The sequence below is a fragment of the Bacillus cereus group sp. N8 genome, assembly GCF_016483685.1.
In the GTDB taxonomy this organism is placed as follows: domain Bacteria; phylum Bacillota; class Bacilli; order Bacillales; family Bacillaceae_G; genus Bacillus_A; species Bacillus_A proteolyticus.
Genome location: NZ_JAEHBK010000092.1, coordinates 1 through 3,436, shown reverse-complemented (window position 1 = coordinate 3,436; position 3,436 = coordinate 1). Strand labels below are relative to the sequence as shown.

Below are 3,436 nucleotides of genomic sequence, written 5' to 3'. Positions count from 1 at the left end.
ACTATCATATCTTAATAGTTCAGAATGTCTTCTAATAAAAGGAATAATCCACATTAATCCAATTGTTATTAGCACAACAGACATTAAAAGAATGATAGTTAATTCAGGTTGTGCTGAAGATGTGCTTGTAGTTGTAGATTTTAAAGCAGAAAAGATATCTCTTGAAGCTACAATTATATTATTTACCATGTGAGCTATTATAGAAGGGAATAAACTTTTAGTTTTTAAGTACATCAAACAAGAAATAATCCCGAATATTGTGGTTCCAAATACATTGTTTAGATGCAAAACACCGAAGCAGATGGAAGAGAATATAACTGCTTTTTTTATTCCGAATTTATATGTAAAACGACTAAGAATAAAGCCTCTGAACAAAATTTCTTCACAGATAGGAGCAATGAAAGAAAGAGTTATAGCTTTCATTAAAACAAACCACATGCTTTGTGTTTTAATTATTTCGTTTGTATCCTCTAGCGAAGTGCTCTTTGGTATTAATGAGAATACCATTACGATTAGCAATAACATACCTAACCCGAAAATCATAGTCATAATTGCTGATGCAAAAATTTTTCTGAAAGAAAAGGAAGATGGTTTTGACAAGTAAGTTTTAAACGAGATATTATATCTTTTAAATTTAAAACCAATCCAAAACATAGGAATAGCATAAATTGAAATAATAAGAGCAATATTCAACTTTACATCTTTAGGAATTTCTGTGAATAATAAAGGCAAAATAAATATCATTATTGCAAAAGAGATAATAGCCCACATTAAAATAAACCTGGTTTTCATATGTTCAAAAATTTTATCCATTAATAGCCTCCTGTAGTTTCATGTATAGTATTCTATATTTTATTATATCATTTTAAAGGTATATTTTGGTATTTTATCTGATGTAGGTTGTCCGCCATTTTGGATCACGTTAGATTGATATTAAGCTAAGATTTTACACTACCTATACAGCAACAATGAAGTGATTTCTGTAGAATTATAGGAAAGGATGGCGTTTCTTTATGAATCTTTCAATTCTTGACGAACTTCAACCGATTGCTGAAGAATTACAACGACATATGTCACCTCATAATCTAGAACTCCTAGCCAAAGAAAAAGGATTTGTTCAGCGAAAGAGTAAATATCAAGCACAGGAGTTAGTTGCTTTATGTGTATGGCTTAGTCAACAAGTCGCAAGTACATCACTCACGCAATTATGTAGCTGTCTAGAAGTATCTACAGGTGTTCTTATCAGTCCTGAAGGACTTAATCAACGATTTAATGCTTCCGCAGTAAAGTTTCTTGAACAAGTTCTAGCTAACCTTCTAACCCAAAGAATTCATTCAACACAAGAAATAATTCATCAATATACCACGATATTTAAGCGCATTCGAATTCTAGATTCTACAACATTTCAGCTTCCAGATAGGTTTTCTTCACATTATCAAGGTTCAGGTGGAAGTAGTCATACGGCCGGTGTCAAAATTCAATTGGAGTATGACTTATTGAGTGGGAAGTTCCTGTACGTTTATGTAGGAGAAGGAAGAGAAAATGATAAAACCTTTGGTTCAAAAAGCCTGAAAACCATTCAACCAAAAGACTTGTATATAAGAGATTTAGGCTATTTTGACTTACATGACTTACAGAAGATCCATGATAAAGGAGCTTACTATGTATCACGTTTGAAATTAAATTCTCGAATCTATCGTAAGAATGATGAGCCAGAGTATTTTCGAAACGGGACCGTGAAGAAAGGAACACTCTATATTCAATTAGATATGGAAGAACTCATGAATCAATTGCCCCCTGGTCAAACACTAGAAATTTCAGAAGCATACATTGGACAGTATCAAAAATTACCAGCGCGTGTTATTATTCATCGATTAACAAAGGAACAAACAGAGAAAAGATTGAAGGAACAAGCCAAAAAAGAAAAAAAGAAAGGTATTACCTACAAAGAACGAAGTAAACGGTTGAGTGGAATCAACGTGTATATTACAAATCTTTCTGCAGAAAATGTTCCAACGAAACATATCCATGATTTATATTCATTACGCTGGCAAATTGAAATTTTGTTCAAAACATGGAAATCTTTCTTTCAAATTCACAAGTGCAAAGAAATTAAGAAGGAACGCTTAGAATGCCATTTATATGGGCAACTTATTAGCATTTTACTCTGTACATCTACTATGTTTAAAATGCGTCAGTTACTCTTGGATAAGAAAAAGAAAGAGTTAAGTGAATACAAATCCATTTATATGATAAAGAATTATTATCTATTGTTTTACCAAGGATTACAAAGGGGCACCCAAGAATTATCAAAGATTTTCCTACGTCTGTTCAACCTTTTAGAGAAAAACGGACGGAAATCTCATCGTTACGAAAAGAAAACAGTCTTTGATATCCTCGGCGTTATGTTTGAGTGTACGTTGTTAAAGAGTTTCAAAGTCGCATAATATTTTTCAAAACACCTTTTGGTAGGTTTATTTGTTATGCACATTTTTAGTGTAGTCGTAGAAATTCCCAAAAAATACACTCGCATATACCGTCATGATACCCTTAGCTTGATGGTGATGGGGTATCGCCAGCATTTCGGAAAAACCCCACGCTAAGAGTTTTTGAGTCATTTTAATGTAGGCTTAAAATAAAGTTTGATCACTTTTTGCTATGTATGAGCAAAGTTACTTCGCAATTAAATTTATAGTAAGTATAACTTCCAATCCATGAACCAAAGGCTCCTCCCAAAAAGAAAATAGTCATATATAATCCATTAAGTCTGTTTCTTATCTCAAGATTCAAACCAAAGTCAACTTTTATTATATATTTTGGAGTTGCTTTACGTTTACCGTCTACAGATAGCGGTGCTCTTTTTTGCATGAATTTTACGTCTGAATTCTTTAAAATATCATAATTTTAATTATCTAAAGACAACGGTCATTCATTAATACAATAAATGGAAGGTTATTCGATTCCCTATATTTGTATATGCGAAATTGCATAAAAATATATGTTTAAATAAGACGCGATTTTATATATAACTAGAGGTAGAGAAAGTAAATTATTGTTTAGTGTCTACTTAAAACTTTTAAGTTGATCGATGTGGCTGTATCCCTTTAAGAGAAATATTAAGCAGTTAGCCTTTGCTAACCGCACTTTTATTAGAGATATTTACCTGTTGATATTAGGTTAATATGATGAAGATTCGCATAAGAATCTTCATATTTAGAAAGGAAATAAAAAAATGAAAAAATTCGCATCAACACTATGTATAGCTGGAGTGACTTTAACTATTTTAGGAGTATCTCCTCAAATTAGCTATGCTCATCTCGATCAAATTGATTTAACTGAGAATGATCCTATTACTGCAAGATGGTCTGCAGAAGCTCCGTATCATTCTGATAAAAGTACACATTTATGGATTGCAAAACAAGCTATTGAAATTATG

2 protein-coding genes and 2 pseudogenes are annotated in these 3,436 nt (G+C 31.9%); 2 read left to right on the top strand and 2 right to left on the bottom strand.

Annotation, left to right across the window (positions count from 1 at the left end; all coding sequences use genetic code 11):
- Positions 1–813 (bottom strand): type II CAAX endopeptidase family protein (locus JDS80_RS30435; protein ID WP_199640787.1); only part of this gene is annotated, 813 nt, incomplete at its 3' end.
- Between the two features lie 200 nt (positions 814–1,013).
- On the opposite strand from JDS80_RS30435, the gene JDS80_RS30430 reads away from it, so the two are divergent.
- Positions 1,014–2,447 (top strand): IS4 family transposase, encoded by a 1,434-nt coding sequence (locus JDS80_RS30430; protein WP_199640786.1) that lies wholly within the window; start codon positions 1,014–1,016, stop codon positions 2,445–2,447.
- Between the two features lie 199 nt (positions 2,448–2,646).
- On the opposite strand, the pseudogene JDS80_RS30425 reads toward JDS80_RS30430, so the two are convergent.
- Positions 2,647–2,805 (bottom strand): annotated as a pseudogene (locus tag JDS80_RS30425) (MFS transporter); the annotation flags it as partial.
- Between the two features lie 427 nt (positions 2,806–3,232).
- Between JDS80_RS30425 and JDS80_RS30420 the strand changes: the two are divergent.
- A pseudogene (locus tag JDS80_RS30420) lies at positions 3,233–3,436 on the top strand (zinc dependent phospholipase C family protein); the annotation flags it as partial.

Bases quoted from the DNA above. Each gene is read 5' to 3' on its own strand.
- JDS80_RS30430 (WP_199640786.1), top strand. From the start codon at position 1,014: ATGAATCTTTCAATTCTTGACGAACTTCAACCGATTGCTGAAGAATTA.